This is a genomic window from Microbacterium sp. OVT16B, assembly GCF_019969705.1.
Lineage (GTDB): Bacteria > Actinomycetota > Actinomycetes > Actinomycetales > Microbacteriaceae > Microbacterium > Microbacterium natoriense.
The window spans coordinates 120,155-144,394 of the sequence record NZ_JAHXZA010000001.1; the positions used below are offsets into that span (position 1 = coordinate 120,155).

Sequence of the window (24,240 nt, forward strand, 5' to 3'; positions counted from 1 at the left end):
GCCCATCGAACCCGGATGACCTCCGGCTGACCGCCAGGAGGCGCGCAGGTGAACTCGGCTGACGCGGCTACGGTTGACGGCATGAGCCCCGCTGACGACTCGTTCATCGCCGACCCCGTGGCCGCGGTGGAGAAGGACTACACCGCCCGTCTGGTCCGTACGTTCATCGTGTTCGCGGCGATCGAGGGTGGCCTTCTCGCTATCGTCGTTGTGCTCGTCTTGGTGTTCAAGATCGTCGACCGGGAATCCGGCAGAATCGTGCTCTTCAGCATTGTCCTCCTCGGCGGCTTCGCGCTCAGCATCATCCTCAACCGGCACATGCGCGCACGGACTCGCGCCGTCGCCCAGGCCCGCGCCGAGAATCCGCTGTTCTGACGGCATCCGGTTCTGACGGCATCCGCTTCTGACCGCCCGACGCACCGAGCACGGTTTCGGAGCTGTCGCACGACACGCCGCGGCCTACCGCCGCGGCGCGGCGTGTCGGAACCGGGATCCGAATCTGTGCTCGGCGGTGGACGATGACGGCGCCCGAAATCTGTGGCCGAGCCGAGGGATGCCGAACGCCCGCCCGGTACGCTGGAACCCATGCTCAACATGGCTGACGGCCTCACTCGTCTCGGTGCGCTCGCCGAGAATCCGGTCGTCCGCACCCTCGCCGAGGCGTTCGACGCCGCCGGCTTCGACCTCGCCGTCGTCGGCGGTCCGGTGCGCGACGCGCTGCTGGGGCGTGCGACGCACGACCTCGACTTCACCACGAACGCGCTGCCCGACGACATCCTCCGCATCGTGAAGCCGATCTCCACCGCGCACTGGGACATCGGCCGCGCGTTCGGGACGATCGGCGCGCGCGTGCAGGGCGAGCAGGTGGAGATCACGACCTACCGCGCCGACAGCTACGACGGCGTGACCCGCAAGCCCACGGTCGAGTTCGGCGACACCATCGACGGCGACCTGATCCGCCGCGATTTCACCGTGAACGCGATGGCCCTGCAGGTTCCCGCCGTGAAGCTCGTCGACCCGACGGGCGGTGTCGAAGACCTCGTCGCGGGTCTCCTCCGTACGCCGACCGACCCGCATGTCTCCTTCGGCGACGATCCGCTGCGGATGCTCCGCGGCGCGCGCTTCAGCGCACAGCTCGGCTTCCGCATCGAGGAGAAGACCACCGCGGCGATCACGGAGCTGCGCGAGACGCTGAAGATCGTCAGCCCCGAGCGCGTCCAGTCCGAGCTCGTTCGGCTCATGCAGACCGACGATCCGGTGCGCGGCATCCGGGTGCTCGTCGACACCGGGCTGATCGAGGAGTTCCTGCCCGAGGTGAGCGCGCTGCGCCTCGAAGCCGACGAGCACCACCACCACAAGGACGTCTACGAGCACTCCCTCACCGTGCTCACCCAGGCGATCGCGCTGGAGCACGCGCGTCACCCCGGCGCCGAGCCCGACGTCGCACTGCGCATCGCGGCGCTGCTGCACGACATCGGCAAGCCCCGCACGCGCAAGCTGGAGGACGGCGGCATCGTCACCTTCCACCACCACGACGTCGTCGGCTCTCGCATGGCGCGCAAGCGGCTGCAGGCGCTGCGGTTCGACACGGGGACGACGGATGCCGTCGCCACGCTGATCGAGCTGCACCTCCGCTTCTTCGGCTACTCCGAGGGCGCATGGACGGACTCCGCCGTGCGCCGCTACGTGCGTGACGCCGGCGACCTGCTGGAGCGCCTGCACATCCTCACCCGCGCCGACGTGACCACGCGCAACAAGCGCAAGGCCGCACGTCTCTCCGCCGCCTACGACGACATCGAGTCGCGCATCGCCGCTCTCCGCGAGCAGGAGGAGCTCGACAGCATCCGTCCGGAGATCGACGGCAACCGCATCCAGGAGATCCTCGGCATCGCCCCCGGGCGCGAGGTCGGCGAGGCCTACCGCTTCCTGCTCGACCTGCGCCTCGACGAGGGCGTCATCGGAACGGATGCCGCCGAGCAGCGCCTGCGCGACTGGTGGGCCGCGCGGGGCTGATCCTCAGTCAGCCGCTGCGCGAGTCGCCGCGCGGGGTCGGTCGCTGCGTGAGTCGTCGGGTTCGTCGGGTTCGTCGCGCTCTTCGGACGATGTCGCGGATATCGGACGATTCCCGGCATCCCGTCCGATATTCGTGCGATCGTCCGATACTCGCTGCTGCTTCAGCGCCGCGGTGATGAGGCTCTTCCGTGCCGAGGGGTCAAGAAACGCGGCATCGAGGCCACGGCATCCGACGCTTCGCGACCCCTCGACGGGATGGTCTGGCAGGACGGCGGGACGGCAGGGACGGCGGCAGCACGGCGGGATGCCGGCGCGGCGGGGCAGGACGGAAGTGCAGGGGGGATGCCGGGGCGACGGGGCACGCGGGAGCGGGGATGCTGTTCCCCCGGAGGCCTCCGGCTCGTACACTGAGAATCGCCCCGTTCACGATGATCGGAGACCGCAGTGGCAGCGTCATGGAACGCGTCACGCGACGCGCTTCCAGAGGCGTCACGTCTTCTGATCGAGCGTGCCCACGAGGAGCTCATCGCGGGCAATCTCGACGACCGCCGACTGCAGCAGGTGCGCCCGCTGGTGCGTGCGTCGTGGGAGCGGTCGTGGCGCGGCCGCGTCGGCCCCGAGGGGGCTCCGTCTCTGGAGCTCGCGGAGGAGGAGCTGGAGAGGTACCGCCTCTCGCACCCTCTCGCCTCCGCGATGGATCTGATCCGGGCGCTGCTGCTGCCCGGTGAGTCAGAGGACTCCGGTGTCATCATCGCGGTCGGCGATCAGGCCGGCCGTCTGCTCTGGGTCGAGGGCGACCGCCGCCTGAGGTCCCTCACCGGCGACATGGGCTTCGTCGCCGGCGCCAACTGGGCGGAGGATGCCGTCGGCACCGCGGCGCCCGGCACCGCGCTCGCACTGGGCGAGTCCGTGCAGATCCGCGGCGCGGAGCACTACAACCGCCTGGTGCATCCGTGGTCGTGCACGGCGGCGCCGGTGCGCGACCCGGAGACGCAGCGCGTGCTCGGCGTGATCGACATCACCGGCGGAGACGAGGTGGTCTCGCGTCAGGCGCGTCTGCTCGTCGACGCCACGGCCAGGGCCGTCGAGTCGGAGCTGATGGTGACACGGTTGCGCGAGCGCGCCGAGGCGCCGCGCCCTCCGGCGACGCCGACGAGGACGACCGGCTCCGAGACGGCGAGGGGCGTCCTGCACGTCCTCGGTCGGGACCGCGCACGCCTGGAGACCGAGACCGAGCTCGGCGAGCAGGTCATCGAGCTCAGTGCACGGCACGCGGCGATCATGCTCATGCTCGCAGTCCATCGGCACGGTCTCTCCGCCGAACGGCTGGCCGAGCTCGTCTACGGGGAGGGCGCGTCGCCCGACACGCTGCGGCCCGAGATGGTGCGGCTGCGCAAGGTGCTCGGCGGTGCGGCATCCGGGCTCATCCCCGAATCGCGGCCGTACCGGCTGCCGATGACGTTGGAGACGGATGCTCAGGACGTGCTGTCGCTCCTCGACCGCGGCGCTCACCGCGTCGCCCTCACGGCCTATCGAGGACCGGTGCTGCCGGAGTCGACGTCGCCGGGGGTGGAGGAGTTCCGCGACGCGGTCAGGGCGACTCTGCGCGAGGTGATGGTTTCGGAGGCCAGCCTCGACGTGCTGCTCGCGTACGCGGAGATCCCCGAGGGGCAGAACGACATCGAGGTGCTGCGTCTGGCGTTGGAGATGCTGCCCGCTCGTTCGCCGAAGCGGGCCGGTCTCGTCGCGCGCATCGAGCGGCTCGACGAGGGCTGAGGCCCCGCGCGCGGCTCTCGGGCACGGCCGCGTGGTGCCGGGTGCAACCGCACGCAACGGTGCGCAACCGGACCGCAACCCCGCGCGGCCTACCGTCGGAGCACAGCCGCCGAGCACCGACGCCGCGGCCCCGTCGAAGGAGACCACGATGACCATCGTCGAAGAAGACGTGTCCACCGCCTACGCCGCGCCCGGCCAGCCCGGAGCCGTCGCGAACTATCGTCACCGCTACGGCCACTACATCGGCGGGGAGTTCGTGGAACCGGCCAAGGGCCAGTACTTCGAGAACGTCAGCCCCGTCAACGGCAAGCCGTTCACGGAGGTCGGACGAGGCACCGCCGAGGACATCGACCGCGCGGTGGACGTCGCCTGGAAGGCGTTCGCCGGCTGGGGGAAGACGAGCCCGACCGAGCGCTCCGTGATCCTGAACCGGATCGCCGACCGCATGGAGCAGCACCTCGAGGAGATCGCGATCGCCGAGACCTGGGAGAACGGCAAGCCCGTGCGCGAGACGCTGGCGGCCGACATCCCCCTCGCGATCGACCACTTCCGCTACTTCGCCGGCGTGCTGCGGGCGCAGGAGGGCGGCATCAGCCAGCTCGACGAGAACACCGTGGCGTACCACTTCCACGAGCCGCTGGGTGTGGTCGGCCAGATCATCCCGTGGAACTTCCCGATCCTCATGGCGGTGTGGAAGCTGGCGCCCGCGCTCGCCGCGGGCAACTGCATCGTCATCAAGCCGGCCGAGCAGACACCGGCATCCCTCCTGTTCCTGTTCGAGATCATCGGGGACCTGCTGCCCGCGGGCGTCGTGAACATCGTGAACGGATTCGGGATCGAGGCCGGCGCCCCGCTCGCGCAGCACAAGCGCATCCGCAAGGTCGCCTTCACCGGAGAGACCACCACCGGCCGGCTGATCATGCAGTACGCCTCGCAGAACCTCATCCCCGTGACTCTCGAACTCGGAGGGAAGAGCCCGAACGTCTTCTTCGAGGATGTCGCCAGCTCCACCTCCGATCCCTTCTACGACAAGGCGCTCGAGGGCTTCACGATGTTCGCGCTGAACCAGGGCGAGGTCTGCACCTGCCCCTCGCGCGCCCTCATCCAGCGATCGATCTACGACGGCTTCCTCGCCGACGGCCTCGAGCGGGTCGGCAAGGTCATGCAGGGCAACCCGCTCGACCCCGCCACGATGATCGGCGCGCAGGCCTCGAACGACCAGCTGGAGAAGATCCTCAGCTACATCGACATCGGGAAGCAGGGCGGGGCTCGGCTGCTCGCGGGCGGTGAGCGGGTCGACCTCGGCGGCGACCTCAGCGGAGGCTTCTACGTCGCGCCGACCGTGTTCGAGGGCACGAACGACATGCGCATCTTCCAGGAGGAGATCTTCGGGCCCGTCCTGTCGGTGACCTCCTTCGACGATTTCGCCGACGCGATCTCGATCGCCAACGACACCCTCTACGGTCTCGGAGCCGGAGTCTGGAGCCGCAGCGGAGACACCGCCTACCGCGCGGGGCGGGCGATCGAGGCCGGCCGCGTCTGGACGAACACGTATCACCAGTACCCGGCGCACGCCGCGTTCGGCGGCTACAAGCAGTCGGGCGTCGGCCGCGAGAACCACAAGATGATGCTCGACCACTACCAGCAGACCAAGAACCTCCTGGTCTCGTACGCGGAAGGCCCGATGGGATTCTTCTGATGACCGTGTTCCGGCGGGTCGACGTGACGGATGCCGCGGCATCCCTCGTCCGCGACCTCACCGTGCAGCACGGACCGCTGATGTTCCATCAGTCGGGCGGATGCTGCGACGGCTCTGCACCCATGTGCTACCCGGTGGGGATGTTCATCACGGGGCCGGGGGACGTGCTGCTCGGCGCCCTCGACGTGGGGCTGGATGCTCCGGTCGAGGTGTTCATGTCGGCGTCGCAGTTCGAGTACTGGAAGTACACGCACCTGACGATCGACGTCGTGCCGGGCCGCGGCGCAGGGTTCAGCGTCGAGGGGCCGACGGGGATGCGGTTCCTCATCCGTTCGCGCATGCTCGACGCGGCGGAGCTGGAGCACTTCGGCCTCCGAGCAGCGGCAGAGGTCCGGTGATGGTCGCTGTGACGTCGGCGGGCTACGACGTCTGATCCGCACGTCGGGGGCGCCGCAGAGCGAGTGCGCTCCCGACGGCGGTCAGCAGGACCGCTCCGGCGATCAGCGGTGCGGGGATGTCGGCGCCCGTCGATGCCAGTTCGGACGCGGCGTGCCCGGTGGGGGTCGCGCTCGCCCCAGAAGCCGATACCGGCACCGTGGGAACTGCGGCCTGCGCAGCGGGAGTCGCCGGGTCGACCGGGGCGGCAGGCTCCACCGGCGCTTCGGGGACGACCGGCGTCTCGGGCTCGGTGGGCGTCTCCGGCGCCGCCGGGGTTCCGGGGTCCGCGGGAACCCCGGGGTCGACCGGCGTGACAGGGTCTACGGGCTCGGGCTCGGGCTCGGGAGCGACGACAGCACAGTCGCCGGCGAGTCCCGTGAACGACAGGCTCGCCAGGTGCCCCTCTTCGTCGCGGATGATCATCCCTCCCTCGATGGTGGCGCCGGGGATTCCCGTCACCGAGATCGTCGGGTCATCCCAGCGGAAGGCGACAGACGGCGTGATGTCGCCCCACTCGCCGCCGTCCGTGCCGTACGCCTCCTGCACGAAGAAGTCGTCGTTCAGCGGCTGCACCGCACCGCCCTGGACGGTGGGCGCCCAGGTGACCCACTGCGTGCCCGTCGTGGTGTCGCAGCCGGACGCGGTCACGGTGCTGTAGGCGGGTGCCGATGCGGACGCAGGCGCCGCGGTGCACACCCCTCCGATCACCAGCAGGCCCGTGGTCGCGGCGACGCCGCCGAATGCGCGCAGATTCATGTCTCTCCTCGATGGATCAGGTCCGTCGGGATACGATGCGCTGCCCGACGCGGGTGTGGTCATCGATGAGACGCGTCCCTACGCAGGATCTGACGTGCCTCTGCTGCAATCCCCTGGAACTAGGGGGCTGATCCGGCGATAACCGCAACCGGTTGCAACGTCGAACGGTATACCGTTAATGCATTCACGTGCAGTACGTCAGTCCCCAGCTGATCGCACGTGCGGACGGTCATGCCGTCCTGCGGAGGGAGAGTCGATCTTCTTCTGATCCCGAGGGGGGATGGGGTGGGCGGCTGGTCCCCAAACAGCACCCACCCCCACACCCGATGTCCGCTCAGCCGAGCGTTCGCATCCAGATCCAGGCGATGCCGATCACCACGGCGACCACGATCGGAACCCACGAGAACCGTCGCTTCAGCCGACGCCCCTCGTGCGCGACGCCCGGCGGCGGCGTGAGCATCCCGACCGGGGGAGCGAAGGGCAGCGCGACCGGAGTCGCAGCCTGCACCGCGCCGACGTTCTCCGCCAGCAGGCGCTCGTCCCGCCAGCGCGCCCACTGATCGAGCTTCGTGATCAGTGCGCCGACCGCGCCGAACAGCCACGCCCAGGTGGCGGGGTCGAGGGTCGACGCCTTGCGCTGCGTGTACAGGAACATCCAGTCGTCGACGATCTCCACGTCGAGCTGGGCCGCGTTGTCGATGAAGCGCGCCATGATGTCGGGCGTGAACAGGTACAGCGCGTCGCGCTCGTAGCCCTCGGGGCAGTACAGCGTGAAGTAGTCATCGAAGTCACCCTCGAGCGACAGCCGCTGCCTGCGCTCGAACACCGCGGGCAGGTTCGTGCCGAAGGCGTTGTTGCCCTTCGCGTCGAGCACGATGTTGGGCAGCGGCACGTCGAGCTTCACCGCGACGTAGCCCCAGTGGTACGTGGTCGAGTTCTTCCCCGATTGCACGGTGTACTGGTAGTTCCCGAACTCGACGAAGCGGGGAACGGAGCCTCGGACCAGATCGGTGGACATCCGCGACCGGCCGAGGCTGAAGATCATCCCCGGCAACGGAGGGTCGGCCACCCTCTCCTGGTAGCTCATGCCGTTCGCCTGCGCGAAGCGGTGCAGCCGGTAGGCGGAGACGCGCCGGTTGCGCCATCCGGCCCACGCCAGGACCGCGATCAGGATGCCGCCGCCTCCGAAGAGCACGAGCGGGAGCGCGGCGAGCAGAGATCCGTCTCCTCCCGAGAAGGCGAGGCCCGCGAAGGCCACGCCGATCATCGGGATCATGATGATGCCGGCCACCACGGCGATGACGGTGCCGATGATCGCCGAGGTCGAGCCGCCGCCTGTCGTGCGGCGGGCGCGCAGCTCGGCGGCGAAGGCCCGCACCGCCTGAGGATCGACCGGCTCCCACAGGGGGCGCGCATCGAAACCCGGCTGCGGTGCGGGCGTCGTCACCGGTTCTCCTCGTCGGCGTCCTCATGCAGGAGGGAGCCCTCGGGGATGGGGAACGCCTCGATCCGCTCGTCGGCGCAGATCGCCGCGATCAGCTCGACGGAGCCCGCGATCACGGTCGAGTCATAGTCGATCTCCGAGACCAGCACCCAGGCGCGGTCATCAGGCCACAGGATCTGCGGACTGATCGCGTTCGGAGGGAAGCCGTGCTCGTCGGCGGGCAGATCCCGCCACGGCGCGTGCAGCATCCAGTCCTGCTCCGCGAACTCGCGGGCGGATGCCGAGAACTGCACGTACGCGCGCTCGGGAAGCTCGAGCCGCGGCGCCTCGGAGATCTCCCGCGACAGGATGCCCTCCTGCCAGGTGGGCTTGCGGAACACGTTGTTGAACGGGTCGTGGGTGCTGCGATCGAGCATCGCCCGATGGTTCGGATCCTCGTCGACCGTGAAGAACAGACGGGACGGACTGTGGCCGAGGAAGCCGAGGAGACCCCCGCGTCCCTCCCAGAGCGCGGCGACACCGGCATCCGGTGTCGAGGTGCGCTCGGCGAGGTGACCGGCGACGGACGAGAGGAGCTCGGAGCTCAGCTGCCCGAGCGCCGGCCCCGAGAACTCGCGTCCGTCGGGGGCGATCCTGACGTTCCCGTCCTCACCAGGAGGCGTGCGCACGAGGTGCAGCCACTGCGCGAGCGGATGCAGGATGGTGCCGAACGCGTCGGCGGCGTCGCGCCATGTGGCGAGTTCGGTGATGAGCAGCTCCGACAGGCGCAGCCGCTCGCGATCCGGCATCCGCGTCCACTCCTCGGGCGTCGGCACCGCGCGGCCGGGCAGCGACTGCACGATCGTCGGGTGCAGCACGCGGGCGTAGGCGGGGTAGCCGCGCGGGACGACTCCGTGCATGCTGTCGAACGAGGCGTCGAGGCGGTCTCTCAACCAGGCTCCCGCGGTCGGATCGGCAATCCACTCCATGCGTCCACGGTACCCGTCGTCGTCGTGCCCGCATCGGGCGACGCCGGTGCGGCAGACTGGGCGCATGAGTCAGGTCTCCGTCGCGCCCGCAGAGCGCGTCTTCCGCCGGCATCCGCTCCGCACCGCCGGGGGATCGCTGCTCCTCACCGTCGTGTTCGCGGCCGCCGTGCTCTTCCTCCTGCCGAAGTTCCTGCCGCCGAACATGACGATCTCGACGCGCGGCACGATCGTGCTCGTCGTCGTGATCGCCATCACACTGGCCGTGTGGATCGGCGCGTTCTGGTTCCGCAACATCCGGGTGATCGTGCGGGCGGACTCCGTGGAGATCGGCCGTCCTGGCGGCACCGAGACCTACAGCCGTGCGACGACGGCCTTCCGCTCGAAGATCACCGAGCACCGCACGAACGGCTTCCGCACCGGCACCACCAGGGCCCTGATCGCCTGGACGGGCGGGCGCGAGACGGTGATCGAGCTGCCCGGCTTCACCCGGACCACCTTCAACGAGCTCATGGCGCAGCTCACGCCGATCAGCGCACCGCCCGCGGTCGACCCCGTCGAGGCGGCGCGCGCCAGGGCGAAGCTGCCGACGACGTTCACGGTCGACGCCTCGAAGGAGCGCAGCCTCGGCCGCGGCTTCCTCATCGCCGCGATCGTGTTCGCCGCGGCGACCATCGGGACGGTGCTGATGGCGTTCACGCCCGGCTTCCTGGAGGGCGAGCTGTCGGCGCTCATCCTGATCGCGCCGATGGCGGGTGTCGCCGCCATCGGATTCGGCATCGGCGCCGCACAGCGGTACCGCGTCGCCAGGACGACCCCGACCCAGATCTCCCTCAGCCACCACGGCATCCGGATCGGCGAGGTCGACCACCCGTACGCGCAGCTGACGCGCATCTGGCTGACGCCGCCCGCGTACCCGATCAGGAGGATCAGGATCGAGCGCGCGGCCGGCCGCACCATCACCCACGTGCTCGGGTCCACGCGGATCACGATGACCCCCGACTATGCAGCGTTCCTGGAGGCGGTGCGCGCTGAGACCGCGCCGTGGCCTGGGCTGCTCTCGCTGGATCTGGAGTGACGATGCTCGCACCGGAGTACCCGATCCGCACCGAGCGGCTGCTGCTGCGTCCGCTCCGTCCCTCCGACGCCGAGCAGATGGTCGTCTACAAGTCGGATGCCGACGCGGTGCGCTACGTGCCGTACGACCCGCTCACCCTCGCCGAGGTCGAGGAGCGGCTCGCGACGCGGTGGGCGACGAGCCGGTTCGAGAAGGTGGGCGACGCGATCTGCCTCGGCGTGGAGGAGCAGGAGACCGGACGCCTGGTGGGCGACATCGTGCTGTTCTGGCGCAACGAGGAGGACCGCGAGGGAGAGGTCGGCTACATCCTCGATCCGGCCTTCTCGGGGCGCGGCTATGCGACGGAGGCGGTGTCCGCCCTGCTCGATCTCGGCTTCGACGGACTCGGTCTGCACCGCATCGCTGCACGCATGGACGAGCGCAACACCGCGTCGGCCAGGGTCGCTGAACGACTGGGTCTCCGCAGGGAGGCGAGGTTCGTCGAGGGCTCCTGGTTCAAGGGCGAATGGACGACCCTGCTCGTCTACGGCATCCTCGACCGCGAATGGCGCACCCGCTCCGATCGTCCATAATCAGGAGCATGAGCATTCCCTCCCTCGACGGCCGGCGCTTCCGGATGATCTCCTCCACGACCTCTGCCGTGGACCCCGAGGCTCCGAGCGAGTTCGTGTACTGGGAGCGCGACGGCGCGATCTGGGGCGACTACTCCGGCGACACCGTGACCTTCGGACGCTTCGTCGGGACCCGCACGGGCGACACGATCTGGGTGTCGTTCGTGCACGTCCTCGTCGCCGACGGCACGGTCGTGACCGGAGACGGCGAGAGCGACCTCGAGCTCACCGACGACGGACTCATCCGCCTGGTGGAGCACTACGAGATGCACGGGGCCCCGCAGCTCAGCGTGTGCGAGGAGATCGCCGCCGCCTGAGCGGCGCCCGCCCACTGCGCGGGCATCGCGCGCTCGCTTCCGCCGAGGGGTCGTGAAGTGCGGGGTGCGGGGGTGCGGATGCCGCAGCTGTCGACCCCTCGCGCCCCCGCACGCGCGGAGCGTCAGCGCGGGGGGAGCGTGTCGCGGCCGGGGGATGCGGGAGTCCAGCGGGTCATGCCCAGGGGCACCTCGACGCTGCGTTCGGGCAGGTCGGACGGCAGCAGGTACGAGCGGCGGATCACCTCGTCGAGCACGACGACGCTGACGACCGTGCGGACCTCGGGGAGCTGCGCGATGACCCCGGTGGAGAACTCGTGCACGCCGCTGACGTCGACGGCGCGGATCAGCAGCATCGCATCGTGCTCGCCGGTCGTGATGGCGCACCACTCGACGTCGGGCATCTCCATGATCCGCTCCCGGAACGACGCCCACGCCTGGGGCATCACGGTCACGAACACGAGGGCGCCGATCGAGAGTCCGGCCTTCGCGGGGTCGACCCGTGCGCTGAACCCCGTGATGACGCCGTCGTGCACGAGCGACTCGACCCGGGTGTACGCGTTCGCCCTCGAGATGCCGACCTTTTCGGCGAGGGCGGCGATCGAGACGCGCCCGTTCTCGCGGAGCACGTCGAGAATTCTGTACGCGATGTCGTCGAGTGGCATGGCACTTCGTCCAGATTGCTTCAGGACTTCTGCGTCACTGCTGGACATATTGCACCTCTCGGCTAGGGCTGGCATCAGATTGAGCCAGCGTTACGCATTCTTGATAGACAGATCGTCGCACATCATGGGAATCTGAACACGGTCGTCCATATCGGGCGTCCTACCCGAAATGTACTCCTCGCCCTTGGAGGTCACCATGGTGTCGCGTCGCAGCACCTCACTCATCGCTCTGGGAGCCGTCGCGCTCCTCGCCCTCGCCGGATGCTCCGGCGGCAACTCCGCCAACGGCGGCGGCAACTCCGCCGGTGGCGACTCGCTCGTCATCGACACCGCCTTCTCGATCGAGACGGGCGACCCCGGTCACACCTACGACCCCACCGGCAACATGATCGCGAAGGCGCTCTACGAGACGCTGGTCGACTTCAAGGGATCCGACGTCTCGACGCCGATCCCCGGTCTCGCGTCGTGGGAGCAGAACGACACCGCCACCGAGTTCACGTTCACGCTCGAGGGCGACCGCGTCTTCTCCGACGGCACGCCGATCGAGGCCAAGGACGTCGTGTTCTCGCTGCAGCGCATCCAGGGCATGGCCGACGCCAAGCCCAACTTCCTGCTCGGCGGGCTCACCATCGCGGAGGTCGACGACAAAACCGTCACGATCACCTCCGAGACCCCGCTGCTCCAGCTCCCCGCGATCCTCGCGAACCCGGCCCTGGGCATCGTGAACTCCGACGTGGTCATCGAGAACGGCGGCTCGACCGACGGCTCCGACAGCGCGCAGAAGTTCCTCGACGGCGCATCGGCGGGCTCCGGTCCCTTCGTCCTCGATACCCTCGACCTCTCCTCGCAGGTCGTGCTGAAGAAGAACGACAAGTACAACGGCGACGAGAAGGCCGGCTACGACCGCGTCGTCGTGCGCAACGTCTCCGAGAGCGCGACGCAGCTCGCGAACCTCAAGGGCGGCGACTCGATGGTCGCGATGGACCTCAACGGCGACCAGGTCGCCGGTCTCGGCGACAGCCTGAAGGTCGAGTCGGTCCCGTCGGGTCAGACGATCTTCCTGCTGCTGAACCAGTCGCAGGCCGTCGCGGGCGACCTCGCGAACGTCAAGATCGCCGAGGCGATCCGCTACTCCCTCGATTACGACGCTCTGCTGGAGCTCGCCGGCGCCGGAGCGGTGCAGGCCACCGGTGTCATCCCGCCCGGATTCGAGGGCGCGCTCAAGACGGGTGTGAAGCCCGACAAGGCGAAGGCCGACGCCGCGCTCGCCGCCGCCGGCTACACGGGCCAGACGCTCAAGCTGCAGTTCCCGAACGACTACCCGGTCGGCGGTGTGGAGTTCACCCCGCTCGCCGAGCGCATCCAGTCGCAGCTGGCGGATGCCGGCATCACCGTGGAGCTCGCTCCGCAGCCCTTCGCGACCGAGCTCGACGCGTACGTCAACGGCACCGAGGGCTTCGGCCTGTGGTTCTGGGGCCCCGACTACGCGGACTCCGCGAACTTCCTCCCCTTCGCCCCCGGTCTGAAGGTCGGCCTGCGTGCCGGCTGGGCGGCCGACGCGAACCCGGAGATCGCGGGCATCGCCGCCGGTGCGGCCAGCGCCACGGATGCCGACACCCGTTCCGCCGCGTTCACCTCGTTCGCCGAGGCGATGCAGGAGGAGGGCCCGTTCGTGCCGCTGATCGTCCCCGGTCGCAACATCGCGACGGCGGATGCCGTCACCGGCGCCGTGTACAACTCCGTGTGGGAGATGGACATCGCCGAGATCACTCCCGCGGGCTGAGGCGCTCATGACGACAGTGGCGGTGCAGAGACAGGCGCAGCGGCGCAGGTCTCCGCTGATCGGCTACCTGCTGCGCCGGATCGGGACCTCCCTGCTCCTGCTGGTGGGAGTCACGATCGTGACCTTCGCGCTCACGAACCTGGTGCCGGGCGACCCCGTGTCGGCCGCGCTGGGTGAGGGCGCGTCGCAGAACCCGGCGACGCGAGAGGCGTTCATCCAGGCGCACGGGCTCGATCAGCCGCTGATCGTGCAGTACTTCATCTACATGGGGAATCTCCTCCGCGGAGACCTCGGCACGTCGCTGGTGACCGGACGCCCGGTCACCAGCGACCTCGCCACCGCGGTGCCCGCGACCATCGAGATCGCGATCGGCGCCATCATCCTCAGCCTCGCGGTGAGCATCGTGCTCGGCACGCTCGCCGCGTACCGCCGTGGGCTCGTCACCGACCAGGTGATCCGCGTGGTCACCCTGGTGGGGCTGAGCGTTCCGACGTTCTGGCTCGCGCTGGTCAGCTTCTACGTGTTCTTCCTGCAGCTGCACATCGCTCCCGGCTCCGGGCGCATCTCGCCGTCGATCCTGCCGCCGCCGAAGATCACCGGCATGTACACGATCGACTTCCTGCTGAACGGCGACGGCGTCGGCTACTTCGACGCGCTGGCGCATCTGGCGCTTCCGATCCTCGTGCTCTCGCTCGTGACGATCGGACTGCTCACCCGGTTCATCCGCACCTCGGTGCTGGAGGTGCTGGGCAGCGACTACGTGCGCGCGGCGAGGGCCAAGGGCCTGCCCGCGATGCGCGTGATCCTCGACTACGTGCTGCGCGGAGCATCCCTCCCCATCCTCACGGTCGTCGGCGTCGCGTTCGGCTCGCTGCTGTCGGGCACCGTGCTCGTCGAGTCGGTGTTCGCATGGCCGGGCCTCGGCACCTACGCCTACAACTCGGCCGCCAACCTCGACCTCCCCGGCATCATGGGCGTCGGTCTGGTCGTCGGCCTCATCTACCTCCTCATCAACTTCGTCGTCGACCTGCTCTACGGCGTCCTGGACCCGAGAGTGAGGATCGCATGAGCCGCATCGAAGAGGCCGGCGGGCGGTGGCGGTTCCGGTTCCGCTGGCCGCGCGCCTGGCGCACGCCGCTCGGCGTGATCGGCACGGTCATCGCACTGGCCTGGGTGATCATCGCCTTCACGGCGCAGTGGTGGGTGCCGTTCGACCCGAACGCGCAGAAGCTCCCCCGACTGCAGCCGCCGGGCATCGACACGCTCCTCGGCACCGACGGCAACGGCCGTGACATCTTCTCCCGTCTGATGACGGGCGCGACCGTGAGCCTTCCGCTCGCGCTCATGCTCGTGATCGCGGCCATGATCATCGGCACCGTGATCGGCGCCGTCGCCGGCTACTTCGGCGGCTGGGTCGACGAGACGCTGATGCGCATCACCGACCTGTTCATGGCGTTCCCGACGGTGATCCTCGCGATGGTGGTCGCGGCATCCCTCGGCCCGTCCCTGTTCAACGCGGTGATAGCGGCGATCGTGGTGTCGTGGCCGCAGTACTCGCGTGTCACCCGCAGCATCGTGCTGGGTCTCCGCGGGCAGAACTACGTGATCGCCGGGCGCCTGCTCGGCCACTCGCCGCTGCGCACCCTGTTCGTCGACATCCTGCCGAACATCGCGGGCCCCATGCTCGTGCTCGCGACGCTCGACATCGGCGCGGCGATCCTTCTGCTCTCCGGGCTCTCCTTCCTCGGTCTCGGCGCTCAGCCGCCGACCCCGGAGTGGGGGTCGATGATCTCCGCGGCGATGCAGAACTTCGACGCGTGGTGGCTCGGGGTGTTCCCTGGTCTCGCGATCCTCACGGTGGTGCTGGCGTTCAACTTCCTCGGCGACGCGATGCGCGACGTGCTCGACCCGACCGCCGAGATGGCGCACGAGAAGCAGGCCGAGCACAAGGCCGACGCGAAGGTGGTGACGGCATGACCGCGCTCAGCATCCGCGACCTCACGATCGACATCGGCCGTCCGCTGGTGCGCGGCATCTCCCTCGACCTCGAGGCGGGGCGCATCCAGGGTCTGGCCGGAGAGTCCGGTTCGGGCAAGACGCTGACCTCGCTGGCCGTGCTCGGACTCCTCCCGCGGCAGGCGCGCACGGGCGGCTCGATCACTCTCTCGGGCACCGAGCTCATCGGCATGCGACGGCGCCAGCTCAACCGGGTCCGCGGCAAGAGGGTCGCGATGGTGTTCCAGGACCCTTCGGCCTCCCTGCATCCGCAGCTGCCGGTGGGTCGCCAGCTCACCGACCACATGCGCGTGCACCTGAACCTCAAGAAGGATGCCGCGAAGGCGAGGGCGATCGAGCTGCTCGAGATCGTGCAGGTGCCGAACCCGGCCGAGGCGCTGAAGCGCTACCCGCATCAGTTCTCCGGCGGACAGCGTCAGCGCATCGCGATCGCCTGCGCGCTCGCGTGCGACCCCGAGGTGCTGTTGGCCGACGAGCCGACGACCGCACTCGACGTCACGGTGCAGGCCGGCATCCTGAGGCTGCTGCGCGACCTCGCGATCGAGCGCAACCTGGCCGTGCTCCTCGTCACGCACGACCTCGGCGTGATGAGCGCCATCGCCGACGACGTCGCGGTCATGAAGAACGGCGAGATCGTGGAGCGGGCCGACCGCGAGACGCTCTTCCTCTCGCCGCAGCACGAGTACACCCGCACGCTGCTCGCCGCGCTGCCCGGTTCGAAGATCGCCGAGGCGGATGCCGAGCACCAGGAGGTCGCGGTGGAGACACCGCGCGAGGAGGAGGCGACGAATGAGTGAGGTTGCTGTCCTCGATGCCCGCGATGTGGTGGTGCGGTACCCCGGCACCCCGCCGGTGATCGCCGTCAACGGCGTCTCGCTGAGCGTCGCCCCCGGCGAGACCGTCGCGCTGGTCGGCGAGTCCGGCAGCGGAAAGTCGAGCCTGGCCCGAGCCGCCGTGGGCATCGAGAAGCTCGCCGCGGGGACCGTGCGGTTCCGCGACGCTCCGGTGACCCCGCTCGGGATCCGCCGCCGGTCGACCGCGCTCACCGGCATCCAGATGGTGTTCCAGGATCCGTCCACCTCGCTGAACCCGCGGCGCCGCATCGGCGATCAGATCGCCGATGGCATCGCGACCGCCAAGGCGCGGGGAGCCGAGGGGTCGAGGGTCGAGGAGTGGCTGGAGAAGGTCGGCCTCCCCACCACGGTCACCTCGCGCTTCCCGCATCAGTTCTCCGGTGGCCAGAAGCAGCGCATCGCCATCGCGCGGGCGCTCGCCGCGCGGCCGTCGCTGCTCGTGGCCGATGAGCCGATCTCGGCGCTGGACGCCTCGACGCAGACCAGCGTCGCCGGTCTCATGCGCGACCTCGTCGCCGAGGCGGGGGCCGGGATGCTGTTCATCTCGCACGATCTCGCCGTGGTGCGCCGCATCGCCGACCGGACGTTCGTGCTCTACTCCGGCCGCGTGATGGAGTCGGGCCCCACGGACCGCGTGTGGTCGGACCCGCAGCATCCGTACACCCAGGCGCTGCTCGCCGCGATCCCGGAGCCGGACGGTGCAGGGCGCATTCCTGAGGCCCCCTCGACCGACGACCGCATCCTGTGGTCCGAGGTGCCGCCGGTCCTGGGCTGAGCGCCCGGAGTCGATCGACGAAGGCCCCTGCGGACGCATCCGCAGGGGCCTTTGCGCGTTCGGGCGGAGCCCACGCGCAGCTCGCAGCCTCGGCGGCGTGCGCCTCTCGGCGGCGTGCGTATCTCGGGCGTGCGCCTCTCGGGCGTGCGCCTCTTCGGGAGGAGTTCGCAGGCTCGGGCGGAGGATCTCGTCGAGATCATCCTCCCGAGCGCGCGATGTCCTCCCGAGCGTGCGACGGATGTCGTCATCGAACTCGACTCGCCCGCGGGGACCTAGGTAAGATAAGGCAACCCTAACTCGATGAAGGACTCTCATGCCCTCCACTCGCACTCGGGCGATCACCGCCCTCCTCGCCGCCGCCCTGGCTGCTGCCGCCCTCACAGCCTGCGCCCCGGCATCCGAATCCGGGGGAGCGGCGCCCGTGGGCGACCCCGACGCCTTCCCCGTCACGGTGGAGCACGCCTACGGCGAGACGACCGTGCCCGCGCAGCCGACGCGCATCGTCTCGGTCGGCATGACCGAGCAGGACACTCTGTGGGCGCTCGGTCTCGAGCCCGTCGGCGTGACCGAATGGTACGGCGGTCACGACTTCGCGTCCTGGCCGTGGGCCGACGACGCCAGGGGAGACTCCGAGCCCGAGGTGCTCACGACCAGCGACGGGCTCGACTTCGAGGCGATCGCCCTGCTCGACCCTGACCTCATCATCGGAACGAACGCCGGCCTCACGAAAGAGGACTACGAGCGACTGAGTGAGATCGCGCCCACCGTCGCCCACTCCGCCGACTACCCCATGTACTTCGAGCCGTGGGACGTGCAGACCCTGCAGATCGGCGAGGCCACCGGTCTGCTCGACGAGGCGCAGAAGCTCGTCGACGACATCGACCAGCAGTTCGCCGACGCGGCCGAGGCGCACCCGGAGTTCGCCGGCACGCCCGTCGTCTTCCTGCAGAACGCGATCTACGACGGAAGCGCCATCGCCTACCAGGACGGACTGAGCACCGACTTCCTCACCGGCCTCGGACTCGTCGTGCCGAGCGAGATCGACGCCTACGCCCCTGAGGACGAATCGGGCGGTCAGGCCTACATCCCCGTCGAGAACCTCGACGTGCTGAACGCCGCCGACGTGCTCATCTGGGGGACCGAGTCCGAAGACGACGTCTCGGCGCTGGAGGACACGGCCTTCGTGTCTGCGCTCACTCCGCAGAAGTCCGGCAAGGTGGTCTACACCGACGGGGTGACGGCCGGCGCCATCTACTTCTCGTCTCCGCTCAGCCTGCCGTACGTGCTCAAGACGCTCGTCCCCGCTCTGACCACGGCCGTCAGCGGTGGAGGCCCTGCGCGCACCGCGGAGTGACGAGCGCGACGCGGACGACGCGCGCCCCGACGGTCATCTCCGGCCGCCGGGTCGCGCTCGTCTTCGTACTCGCGGCCGCCGGACTCCTGCTGGCCGGGGTCATCGGCCTCACCGTCGGCACGCGGCTGATCGGTCTCGGCACGGTCGTCGACGCGGTCCTGCGATTCGACGGGGATGCTCTGCAGCTCGTCGTCCGCGAGTCGCGGATCCCGCGGACGGTCATCGGCATCGTGGTCGGGCTCGCGCTCGGCGCCGCGGGAGCCATCATGCAGGGGCTCACCCGCAACGCGCTCGCCGACCCCGGCATCCTCGGCGTGAACGCCGGCGCCTCGGTGGCCGTCGCGATCGCCGTGGCCGCGCTGGGACTGTCGTCGTTCCCCGTGCTGATGGCGTTCGCCCTCCTCGGTGCGCTCATCGCCACCGCGATCGTGGTGCTGCTCTCCGCCGCGGCCGGTGACGGCAGCCCGGTGACGCTCGTGCTCGCGGGCGTCGCCCTCGCCGCGGTGCTCGGCGGCGCGACGACCGCCCTCGTGCTCCTCAACCCGACGGCCTTCCTGCACATGCGCAGCTGGGAGTCCGGGGCCCTCGCCGGGCGCGACCTGTCGATCCTCGCGGTCGCCGGCCCGGTGATCGCCGTGGGTCTGGTGCTGGCGCTGCTCCTCACCAGAAGCCTCGACGTGCTCGCCCTCGGCGATGACACGGCGGCTTCGCTCGGCGTGCCGATGCGGCTCGTGCGCGCGGGTGCGGTCGTCGTCGTCACGCTCCTCGCCGGCACCGCCACGGCTGTCGCCGGACCGATCGCGTTCCTCGGACTCGCGGTGCCGCACATCGCCCGCGGGCTGGTCGGCGCCTCGCAGAAGGCGATCGTGCCGCTCTCGGCGCTGCTCGGCGCGATCGTCATCGTGCTGGGCGACGTCGTCGGACGCCTCGTCATCGCACCGCAGGAGGTGCCGGTGGGCATCGTCATGGCCTTCGTCGCGGCACCGTTCATGGTGTGGATCGGCCGTCGCAGAAGCCTGACGCAGCTGTGAGCGTCATGCATCCGGGGCGTCGGCGGCTGAGCGGGCACGCACGTCTGGGCATGTCCGCCCTCGTCGCGGTGGTCGTCGTCGCGTTCCTCGCGAGCCTGTGCATCGGCGACACCGCGATCGATCCCCTGCGTGTGCTGCAGTCTCTCTTCAGCGCCGACGGCGGCGTGCGCATGGTCGTCGTCGGATGGCGGATGCCGAGGGCTCTCGCCGCGATCGTGTTCGGCGCCGCCCTGGCGCTGGCCGGGGCGGTCTTCCAGGTGATCACGCGCAATCCGCTCGGCAGTCCCGACGTGATCGGCCTCACCACCGGCGCGTACACCGGCACCCTCGTCGTGATGACGGGAGGGCTGGCCGGCTCGGGAGCGCTGGTGACGCTCGGCGCCGTCATCGGCGGATTCGCCACCGCCGCCCTGGTCGGGGTGCTCGTCGCGGGAAGGGGAGCGCTCGGGTATCGCATCGTCATCGTGGGCATCGGCGTCGGCGCCGTCCTCGCCGCCGTGAACGCGTGGATGCTGCTGAGAGCCCGTCTCGAGGTGGCGATCTCCGCCGCGATCTGGGGCGCCGGGTCGCTCGGCGGCGTCACCTGGCAGCAGATCCGACTGCCCTTCGCTGTCATCGCCGTGCTGCTCGTCGCGCTCGCCTGCGCTCGCCGCGGGCTCTGGCTCGTGCAGCTCGGGGACGACATCGGCACCGGTCTCGGCGGCCGCATGGGGTGGAGCAAGATCGGCCTCGTGGCGATCGCCGTCGGCCTCACCGGGGTGGTCACGGCGATCGCCGGCCCCATCTCGTTCGTGGCGCTCGCGGCGCCGCACCTCGCGAAGTCCATCGTGAAGTCCGGGACGGCGCACCTCGTGGCGACGGCCCTGATGGGCGCTGCGCTGCTGTGCGTCTCCGACCTCATCGGACAGAACGTCATCCCGAAGCATGCGCTCCCCGTGGGCGTGGTCACCCTCGTGCTCGGCGGCGTGTACCTCATCTGGCTCGTGGTGCGCGGCAGCAGAAGAAGATAGTTGCGCCGCGGAGTGCCGTGAAGCGCAGCGCGGACGGGCGGGGCCGGATTCCGCGTCGACCGGTCAGGAGCTGCGCAGTGAAGGCTGCACTGCAGGTGCTCCCTCGAGTGCGTTCCCGTGCTCTCTGGCCTTCCTGTCTCGTGACGTGTACGCGAGAGACAGTCCAGCCACCGCAAGCCAGCATGCCGTCCACAACCCCTGTCCGGGGACGCCGTCGGCGCTGCCCCATTGGACCCAGGAGAACCCGGAATCTGCGATCGGGCACGCGAGGAGGACCGCAGCGATCGCTATCGCTCCCATCGGATTCAGCGGGACGACGCGTGCCACCACGAGCACGACAACGAGTGCGGCGAGGATGTACCACCACCCCAGGAGGGCCGTCATGTCGTACGACGACATCGCCTCAGAGCAGACCGCGTTCATGTTCTTCCCGGAGGCGCCGGCGCAAGGGGCCCAATACGACGAGGAATCCCATGTCACCCAGAGGGCGAACCCGATGAGGACGGCAGCGCACACCACGCGAACCGGTCCTTGGACACGTTGACGCAGCCCCATGTTCGACATGCTAGACCTGCCTGCTTCCATTGAGTAGTGATATCCATCCGCACCGAAGGTGGTGGCGGAGCCGAGCTTCTGCCAGAGCCCTGTGCGGGCCCCGGCAGAAGCGGCGAAGATCAGCACGGACGCAGCATCGTGACGTTCGCGCCGAGGTTGTTCACCTTGTACCAGACGCCGGTCGTGCCTGTGTTCCTGTAGGACGTCGGAGGTCCCAGGCCGGCGCCGACCTTCATGGCGAGACAGGACTTGGGGCCGACGTAGACGGCATCCCAGTCGTAGAAGCGGCCAGAGGAGTCCTTGAAGATGTTCGAGTTCTTGTACGAATCCAAGGTGGCGGTCACACCGGTCACGGTTCCCACGTTCGTGGTGCCCGAGAAGTTCGTACCGATCCGGATGCTCACCCCTGACGTGTTGTAGAAGATGCCACAGAGCACGCCGACCTGGTTGGCCGTGCAACGGTTGTCCGTCGCTTCTGCAGGGGCCGAGCCGAGCGCTGCGATCGTGCAGGCCACGAGCACGGCGCACACTGCGGTGAGGAGCTTCTTGACCGGTCCTCGTTGAACCCACGTGGTCGTTGTTGCATCAGACATTCCCATTCCTCCTTCTGCGCACCTCGGTGGTGCGTAGGACGAGGCAACAGCAGGGCACTTCGGTGCACCAGCGCACAGAATGCCTTGACAGGGGGCGCTCGACGCGGCATGCACATCGATCTCGAACGATGCTGTGTCGGCCCAGAATCGGCTTCGTCGAACGGACACACGGCCACCGGGCCTGTGGCTATCATGTCTCGGTGCCGGACCAGGAAGATCTGAGAACTGTTCCACCGCCGCCGCTGCAGGGGGTGCGCGTCCTCGACGTGTCCACGCTGTTCGCGGGGCCGCTGGCGGCGACCTTCCTCGGTGACTTCGGCGCCGACGTGATCAAGGTCGAGCATCCGACGAGGCCCGACGCCTCACGCGGCCACGGGCCGCAGAAGGACGGCGTCAACCTCTGGTGGAAGACGCTCGGGCGCAACAAGCGGACGGTCACGATCGACCTGAGCACGGATGCAGGAGCCGACGTGCTCCTGCGCCTGATCGCCGACGCCGACGTGATGATCGAGAACTTCCGGCCGGGGACGCTGGAGCGCTGGGGGCTCTCGCCCGAGCGTCTGCACGAGGCGAACCCGCGCCTGGTCCTGGCGAGGGTCACGGCCTTCGGCCAGTTCGGCCCGTACTCCTCGCGGCCGGGGTTCGGGAGTCTGGCCGAGGCGATGAGCGGGTTCGCCGCCCTCACCGGAGATCCGGACGGGCCTCCCACGCTGCCGCCGTTCGGCCTCGCCGACGGCATCGCGGCCCTGGCGACGTCGTACGCGGTCATGGCCGCGCTGCGCGGCGCCGAGCGCGACGGGCGGGGGCAGGTCGTCGACATGGCGATCATCGAGCCGATCCTGATGCTGCTCGGCGGGCAGATCACGGCGTGGGACCAGCTCGGCCTCGTGCAGCCCCGCACGGGAAACCGATCGGTGAACAACGCGCCCCGCAACGTGTACCGCTCGCGCGACGACGTCTGGCTCGCGGTCTCGACCAGCTCGCAGTCGATCGCGGAGAGGGTGATGCGGATCGTCGGCCGCGCGGAGCTCATCGACGAGGACTGGTTCACCTCAGGGCACGAGCGCGCACGGCATGCCGACGAGCTCGACGACGCGGTGCAGTCGTGGATCGGCGCGCACGACGCCGCCGAGGTGGTCGCGGCGTTCGAGGCGGCATCGGCCGCCGTCGCCCCGGTCTACGACGTCAGGGGAGTCGTCGACGATCCGCAGTACCGGGCGCTGGGGACGGTCGTGAGAGTGCCGGACGAGGAGCTCGGCGACATCGCGATGCAGAACGTGCTGTTCCGGATGTCGCGCACGCCCGGGTCGATCCGGTGGGCGGGCCGTCCGCACGGCGCCGACACCGACGAGGTGCTGGGCGAGGCCGGCTTCTCGGATGCCGACATCACGGCGCTGCGCGAGGCGGGTGCGGTGTGATGGACCTCTACCGGACGGGTCTTTACGTGCCGGGGGACCGCCCCGACCGCTTCGGCTCGGCGGAGTCCAGCGGCGCCGACCTCGTCGTCTTCGACCTCGAAGACGCTGTCGCGCCGGATCGCAAGGCTCTGGCTCGGGACGCGGTCGTCGACCATCTCGGTGGGCGGAAGACGAACGCCGGTGGCGTGCACGGCAGCAGGCCTGCGGCCGGTGCGCTCCGCGGTGATCCCGGAACGTCCATTGCTATCCAGGTGCGTGTGAATCCGCACGACGACGCCGATCTGCGTGCTGTTGCCGAGCTGCCGCGGCACGTCGGCATCCGTCTGCCCAAGGTCGAGAGTGTCGCCGAACTCGATCGCGCGGTCGCGCTCGCCCCCGGTCGTCCGGTGATCGCACTGCTGGAGTCGGCGCGAGGCGTGGTGAACGCGGCGGCTCTCGCCGAGCATCCCGCCGTCACCGCGCTGGCGCTCGGCGAGAGCGACCTGCGCAGCGAGGTCGGCGGAGAGCAGCCGGTGCTCGATCACGCCAGACTCACGGTGCTGTTCGCGGCACGTGCCGCAGGGCTGCCCGCTCCCATGGGCTCCGTCTATCCGGCGATCCGCGACCACGAGGGCCTGCGCGCCGACACCCTGCGGCTCGCGACCCTGGGTCTGTACGGGCGGATGGCGGTGCATCCGACCCAGTTGTCCGTGATCGGCGAGGTGTTCGCCCCGAGTGTTGCTGATGTCGCCTGGGCGGAGGAAGTGCTGGCCGCGCTCGCCACCGGTGGCGTGGCAACGCTGGCTTCGGGGGAGATGGTCGACCCCGCGATGCGCGGACGAGCGGAACGCATCCTGCACCTCCCGCGCTGAGGCCAGGCGGGGGTAGCGCGGCCTCCGCGCCCGCGTCGAGTGCACGTGATGTCGTCGAGTGCACGGCTTGCCGACGTCAGGATGCCGTTCACTCGTCGAGTGCACGTGATGTCGACGTCGGGTCACGCCCATGCCCCGCCGACGAACCCCTTGACACCGGCATCCGACAGCCCTAGATTCCCTGGAGCCCGACCAGCGCCGATTTGGAAACGTTTCCACATCGGGATGCTGGAAACGTTTC

At 69.6% G+C, this 24,240-nt stretch carries 24 protein-coding genes; 18 read left to right on the plus strand and 6 right to left on the minus strand.

Translation table 11 applies throughout. From position 1 onward, the window contains the following. The first annotated feature begins 81 nt into the window (after positions 1 to 81). The 5 genes from LC438_RS00545 to LC438_RS00565 all read left to right on the plus strand — a co-directional run bounded on the left by LC438_RS00545 (position 82) and on the right by LC438_RS00565 (position 5,886). Positions 82 to 375: a hypothetical protein gene (locus LC438_RS00545; protein WP_223585493.1), complete on the plus strand. Its 294-nt coding sequence runs from the start codon at positions 82 to 84 to the stop codon at positions 373 to 375. A gap of 210 nt (positions 376 to 585) precedes the next feature. Next, complete coding sequence (locus LC438_RS00550) at positions 586 to 2,013, plus strand: CCA tRNA nucleotidyltransferase (protein ID WP_223585494.1); 1,428 nt, start codon at positions 586 to 588, stop codon at positions 2,011 to 2,013. A gap of 444 nt (positions 2,014 to 2,457) precedes the next feature. Beyond that, entirely contained in the window at positions 2,458 to 3,789 is a 1,332-nt protein-coding gene (locus LC438_RS00555) for a GAF domain-containing protein (RefSeq protein WP_105676737.1), read from the plus strand. Positions 3,790 to 3,937: 148 nt separating this feature from the next. Next, a complete protein-coding gene (locus tag LC438_RS00560; protein ID WP_223585495.1) occupies positions 3,938 to 5,488 on the plus strand; it encodes an aldehyde dehydrogenase family protein in 1,551 nt (516 codons plus the stop codon). After that, a complete protein-coding gene (locus LC438_RS00565) occupies positions 5,488 to 5,886 on the plus strand; it encodes a DUF779 domain-containing protein (protein ID WP_223585496.1) in 399 nt (132 codons plus the stop codon). Before LC438_RS00560 ends, LC438_RS00565 begins: the two co-directional genes overlap by 1 nt. A 22-nt stretch (positions 5,887 to 5,908) precedes the next feature. Here the strand turns inward: LC438_RS00565 and LC438_RS00570 are convergent, their stop codons facing one another. The 3 genes from LC438_RS00570 to LC438_RS00580 form a co-directional block, all read right to left on the minus strand. Then, complete coding sequence (locus LC438_RS00570; RefSeq protein WP_223587494.1) at positions 5,909 to 6,682, minus strand: hypothetical protein; 774 nt, start codon at positions 6,680 to 6,682, stop codon at positions 5,909 to 5,911. A 334-nt stretch (positions 6,683 to 7,016) separates the two neighbouring features. After that, complete coding sequence (locus LC438_RS00575) at positions 7,017 to 8,129, minus strand: hypothetical protein (protein WP_223585497.1); 1,113 nt, start codon at positions 8,127 to 8,129, stop codon at positions 7,017 to 7,019. After that, a complete protein-coding gene (locus tag LC438_RS00580; protein ID WP_223585498.1) occupies positions 8,126 to 9,094 on the minus strand; it encodes a hypothetical protein in 969 nt (322 codons plus the stop codon). Before LC438_RS00580 ends, LC438_RS00575 begins: the two co-directional genes overlap by 4 nt. A 64-nt stretch (positions 9,095 to 9,158) precedes the next feature. Here LC438_RS00580 and LC438_RS00585 point away from each other — a divergent pair, with 64 nt between their 5' ends. Genes LC438_RS00585 through LC438_RS00595 form a run of 3 tightly spaced genes read left to right on the plus strand, consistent with a single transcriptional unit; the run spans position 9,159 to position 11,097 of the window. After that, positions 9,159 to 10,169, plus strand: a complete 1,011-nt coding sequence (locus LC438_RS00585) for a hypothetical protein (protein ID WP_223585499.1) — start codon at positions 9,159 to 9,161, stop codon at positions 10,167 to 10,169. A gap of 2 nt (positions 10,170 to 10,171) precedes the next feature. Continuing rightward, entirely contained in the window at positions 10,172 to 10,741 is a 570-nt protein-coding gene (locus LC438_RS00590) for a GNAT family N-acetyltransferase (protein ID WP_223587432.1), read from the plus strand. An 8-nt stretch (positions 10,742 to 10,749) separates the two neighbouring features. Next, entirely contained in the window at positions 10,750 to 11,097 is a 348-nt protein-coding gene (locus LC438_RS00595) for a hypothetical protein (RefSeq protein WP_223585500.1), read from the plus strand. Between the two features lie 122 nt (positions 11,098 to 11,219). Here LC438_RS00595 and LC438_RS00600 read toward each other — a convergent pair whose 3' ends face one another. Further along, entirely contained in the window at positions 11,220 to 11,759 is a 540-nt protein-coding gene (locus tag LC438_RS00600) for an Lrp/AsnC family transcriptional regulator (RefSeq protein WP_105676746.1), read from the minus strand. A gap of 196 nt (positions 11,760 to 11,955) precedes the next feature. Here LC438_RS00600 and LC438_RS00605 point away from each other — a divergent pair, with 196 nt between their 5' ends. The 8 genes from LC438_RS00605 to LC438_RS00640 all read left to right on the plus strand — a co-directional run bounded on the left by LC438_RS00605 (position 11,956) and on the right by LC438_RS00640 (position 20,582). Next, complete coding sequence (locus LC438_RS00605; RefSeq protein ID WP_105676747.1) at positions 11,956 to 13,542, plus strand: ABC transporter substrate-binding protein; 1,587 nt, start codon at positions 11,956 to 11,958, stop codon at positions 13,540 to 13,542. Positions 13,543 to 13,549: 7 nt separating this feature from the next. Beyond that, positions 13,550 to 14,611 (plus strand): ABC transporter permease, encoded by a 1,062-nt coding sequence (locus LC438_RS00610; RefSeq protein WP_105676749.1) that lies wholly within the window; start codon positions 13,550 to 13,552, stop codon positions 14,609 to 14,611. Next, on the plus strand, positions 14,608 to 15,519 hold the full coding sequence (locus LC438_RS00615; protein WP_105676750.1) for an ABC transporter permease: 912 nt from the start codon (positions 14,608 to 14,610) through the stop codon (positions 15,517 to 15,519). The genes LC438_RS00610 and LC438_RS00615 overlap by 4 nt, the downstream gene beginning before the upstream one ends. Continuing rightward, complete coding sequence (locus LC438_RS00620) at positions 15,516 to 16,355, plus strand: ABC transporter ATP-binding protein (protein ID WP_223585501.1); 840 nt, start codon at positions 15,516 to 15,518, stop codon at positions 16,353 to 16,355. The genes LC438_RS00615 and LC438_RS00620 overlap by 4 nt, the downstream gene beginning before the upstream one ends. Next, entirely contained in the window at positions 16,348 to 17,187 is an 840-nt protein-coding gene (locus LC438_RS00625; RefSeq protein ID WP_105676752.1) for an ABC transporter ATP-binding protein, read from the plus strand. The genes LC438_RS00620 and LC438_RS00625 overlap by 8 nt, the downstream gene beginning before the upstream one ends. A 313-nt stretch (positions 17,188 to 17,500) precedes the next feature. Further along, positions 17,501 to 18,541, plus strand: coding sequence for an iron-siderophore ABC transporter substrate-binding protein (locus LC438_RS00630; protein WP_223585502.1), 1,041 nt, complete (start codon positions 17,501 to 17,503; stop codon positions 18,539 to 18,541). After that, complete coding sequence (locus tag LC438_RS00635) at positions 18,538 to 19,572, plus strand: iron ABC transporter permease (RefSeq protein ID WP_223585503.1); 1,035 nt, start codon at positions 18,538 to 18,540, stop codon at positions 19,570 to 19,572. The genes LC438_RS00630 and LC438_RS00635 overlap by 4 nt, the downstream gene beginning before the upstream one ends. A 5-nt stretch (positions 19,573 to 19,577) precedes the next feature. Further along, on the plus strand, positions 19,578 to 20,582 hold the full coding sequence (locus LC438_RS00640) for an iron chelate uptake ABC transporter family permease subunit (protein WP_223587433.1): 1,005 nt from the start codon (positions 19,578 to 19,580) through the stop codon (positions 20,580 to 20,582). A gap of 63 nt (positions 20,583 to 20,645) precedes the next feature. Here the strand turns inward: LC438_RS00640 and LC438_RS00645 are convergent, their stop codons facing one another. Both LC438_RS00645 and LC438_RS00650 read right to left on the minus strand, forming a co-directional pair. After that, positions 20,646 to 21,263, minus strand: coding sequence for a hypothetical protein (locus tag LC438_RS00645; protein WP_223585504.1), 618 nt, complete (start codon positions 21,261 to 21,263; stop codon positions 20,646 to 20,648). Next, the gene (locus tag LC438_RS00650; protein WP_223585505.1) at positions 21,257 to 21,730 is read right to left on the minus strand and encodes a hypothetical protein; all 474 of its coding nucleotides are present in this window, start codon (positions 21,728 to 21,730) and stop codon (positions 21,257 to 21,259) included. The genes LC438_RS00645 and LC438_RS00650 overlap by 7 nt, the downstream gene beginning before the upstream one ends. Positions 21,731 to 21,930: 200 nt before the next feature. On the opposite strand from LC438_RS00650, the gene LC438_RS00655 reads away from it, so the two are divergent. Next, positions 21,931 to 23,148 carry a CaiB/BaiF CoA-transferase family protein gene (locus LC438_RS00655; protein ID WP_223585506.1) on the plus strand — a complete coding sequence of 406 codons (1,218 nt, stop codon included), beginning with the start codon at positions 21,931 to 21,933 and terminating at the stop codon, positions 23,146 to 23,148. Continuing rightward, complete coding sequence (locus tag LC438_RS00660) at positions 23,148 to 23,999, plus strand: CoA ester lyase (protein ID WP_223585507.1); 852 nt, start codon at positions 23,148 to 23,150, stop codon at positions 23,997 to 23,999. The genes LC438_RS00655 and LC438_RS00660 overlap by 1 nt, the downstream gene beginning before the upstream one ends. Positions 24,000 to 24,240: the final 241 nt, after the last annotated feature.

Excerpts from the sequence above, each read along its gene's own strand:
- LC438_RS00545 (WP_223585493.1), top strand. The coding sequence starts at position 82 with ATGAGCCCCGCTGACGACTCGTTCATCGCCGACCCCGTGGCCGCGGTG.
- LC438_RS00550 (WP_223585494.1), top strand. The coding sequence starts at position 586 with ATGCTCAACATGGCTGACGGCCTCACTCGTCTCGGTGCGCTCGCCGAG.
- LC438_RS00560 (WP_223585495.1), top strand. The coding sequence starts at position 3,938 with ATGACCATCGTCGAAGAAGACGTGTCCACCGCCTACGCCGCGCCCGGC.
- LC438_RS00565 (WP_223585496.1), top strand. The coding sequence starts at position 5,488 with ATGACCGTGTTCCGGCGGGTCGACGTGACGGATGCCGCGGCATCCCTC.
- LC438_RS00570 (WP_223587494.1), bottom strand. The coding sequence starts at position 6,682 with ATGAATCTGCGCGCATTCGGCGGCGTCGCCGCGACCACGGGCCTGCTG.
- LC438_RS00580 (WP_223585498.1), bottom strand. The coding sequence starts at position 9,094 with ATGGAGTGGATTGCCGATCCGACCGCGGGAGCCTGGTTGAGAGACCGC.
- LC438_RS00585 (WP_223585499.1), top strand. The coding sequence starts at position 9,159 with ATGAGTCAGGTCTCCGTCGCGCCCGCAGAGCGCGTCTTCCGCCGGCAT.
- LC438_RS00590 (WP_223587432.1), top strand. The coding sequence starts at position 10,172 with ATGCTCGCACCGGAGTACCCGATCCGCACCGAGCGGCTGCTGCTGCGT.
- LC438_RS00595 (WP_223585500.1), top strand. The coding sequence starts at position 10,750 with ATGAGCATTCCCTCCCTCGACGGCCGGCGCTTCCGGATGATCTCCTCC.
- LC438_RS00600 (WP_105676746.1), bottom strand. The coding sequence starts at position 11,759 with ATGCCACTCGACGACATCGCGTACAGAATTCTCGACGTGCTCCGCGAG.
- LC438_RS00605 (WP_105676747.1), top strand. The coding sequence starts at position 11,956 with ATGGTGTCGCGTCGCAGCACCTCACTCATCGCTCTGGGAGCCGTCGCG.
- LC438_RS00610 (WP_105676749.1), top strand. The coding sequence starts at position 13,550 with ATGACGACAGTGGCGGTGCAGAGACAGGCGCAGCGGCGCAGGTCTCCG.
- LC438_RS00615 (WP_105676750.1), top strand. The coding sequence starts at position 14,608 with ATGAGCCGCATCGAAGAGGCCGGCGGGCGGTGGCGGTTCCGGTTCCGC.
- LC438_RS00620 (WP_223585501.1), top strand. The coding sequence starts at position 15,516 with ATGACCGCGCTCAGCATCCGCGACCTCACGATCGACATCGGCCGTCCG.
- LC438_RS00625 (WP_105676752.1), top strand. The coding sequence starts at position 16,348 with ATGAGTGAGGTTGCTGTCCTCGATGCCCGCGATGTGGTGGTGCGGTAC.
- LC438_RS00630 (WP_223585502.1), top strand. The coding sequence starts at position 17,501 with ATGCCCTCCACTCGCACTCGGGCGATCACCGCCCTCCTCGCCGCCGCC.
- LC438_RS00640 (WP_223587433.1), top strand. The coding sequence starts at position 19,578 with ATGCATCCGGGGCGTCGGCGGCTGAGCGGGCACGCACGTCTGGGCATG.
- LC438_RS00650 (WP_223585505.1), bottom strand. The coding sequence starts at position 21,730 with ATGTCTGATGCAACAACGACCACGTGGGTTCAACGAGGACCGGTCAAG.
- LC438_RS00660 (WP_223585507.1), top strand. The coding sequence starts at position 23,148 with ATGGACCTCTACCGGACGGGTCTTTACGTGCCGGGGGACCGCCCCGAC.